This window comes from Pseudomonas sp. CFBP13528, assembly GCF_005233615.1.
Taxonomy (GTDB): domain Bacteria; phylum Pseudomonadota; class Gammaproteobacteria; order Pseudomonadales; family Pseudomonadaceae; genus Aquipseudomonas; species Aquipseudomonas fluorescens_AM.
This window is the reverse complement of sequence record NZ_QGAJ01000040.1, coordinates 1-1243: the sequence shown is the minus strand read 5'-3', so window position 1 is coordinate 1243 and position 1243 is coordinate 1. Positions and strand designations below refer to the sequence as shown.

General features: G+C 54.9%; 1 pseudogene. It reads right to left on the bottom strand.

Annotation, left to right across the window (positions count from 1 at the left end):
* Positions 1-36: 36 nt before the first annotated feature.
* Positions 37-1172 (bottom strand): annotated as a pseudogene (locus PspCFBP13528_RS27460) (IS3 family transposase).
* Positions 1173-1243: the final 71 nt, after the last annotated feature.

The window sequence follows — 1243 nt, the reverse complement described above, 5'->3', positions numbered from 1 at the left end:
TGAACTGGTCAAGTAATCTTGGACACTGATTAAGGTTCACGCCGCCAACCTTTCCTTCACGACCGGCGACCGGTAGTCGTTGTAGCTATGAGGCCTGCTGATGTTGTAGCGCGAGACATAGCGCTGCACGTCTGCTCGGGCCTCATGTTCCAGTTTGTAGCCCGTTTCAGGCACCCACTCTGATTTCAAGCTGCCAAAGAAACGCTCCATCGGGGCGTTGTCCCAGCATTCGCCTTTACGGCTCATACTCTGCCTAAACCCCTGTTTCAGCAGCTCGTTTCGGAATTTATGACTGGTGTACTGACAACCTTGGTCAGAATGAAACAACACATCCTGGGGATGGCCGCGTAGCTCAACCGCCATGCGTAGCGCTTCGCAGGTCAGGTTGGCATCAGAAATCATCGAGAACGACCAGCCCACGATCCTGCGAGCGTACAAATCCAGAACGGCGGCGAAGTACATCCACCGCTTGCCGACCTTGATATATGTCACGTCGCCACACCACACCTGATTAACCGCCGTCACATCAAATTTTCGCTTGAGCACGTGCGGCGCCACCAAGGCCTCCACGCCCGGCGACCTGTACTTATGGCGCCTGCGCTGACGGCTGGCGATGCCAGCTTCGCGCATCAAACTGCGAGCCATATAACGCCCGATACGATGCCCTTTGGCTTGTAGCTCCTTGGACAACGTACGTGCACCGGCCGACTCTCTGGACGCCTTGTGGTGCCTGATCAGCGCGGCTTTGAGCTTATCCCTCTCAGGATTTGCTCTGCCTTGGCGCTGGCGCCAGGCGTAGAAGCTACTGCGGTTGACCCCAAACGCCTGGCAACACCTTTTAACGCCGTACTGCTCGTCCAGCTCATCGATCAACGTGAATGATCTTTGGCGTCCAAAAGCAGGAGAGCACTGGCCTTTTTTAGAATTTCGATATCCAAGTCTTTCTCTCTGAGCAGAGCTTTGAGCCTCTGGATTTCTCGTTGATCAGCAGTAATCGCCTTGGCCCCTACCGGGGTCGAGCCCAAGCGTTCTTTTTGCACTTGATCGACCCAGCGGCGCAGGGCTGTGGGGCCGATATCCAGGGTGGCACACACCTCGGTAACCGGCTGACCTTCATCCAACACCATGCTGGCAGCCTTGAGCTTGAACTCACTCGAATAAGATTTACGCATAACCAAACACCTCAGATTTGGGCGCTATCATAGCGCCCGATTGAAGTGTCCAAAATCATTAGGCCAGTTCA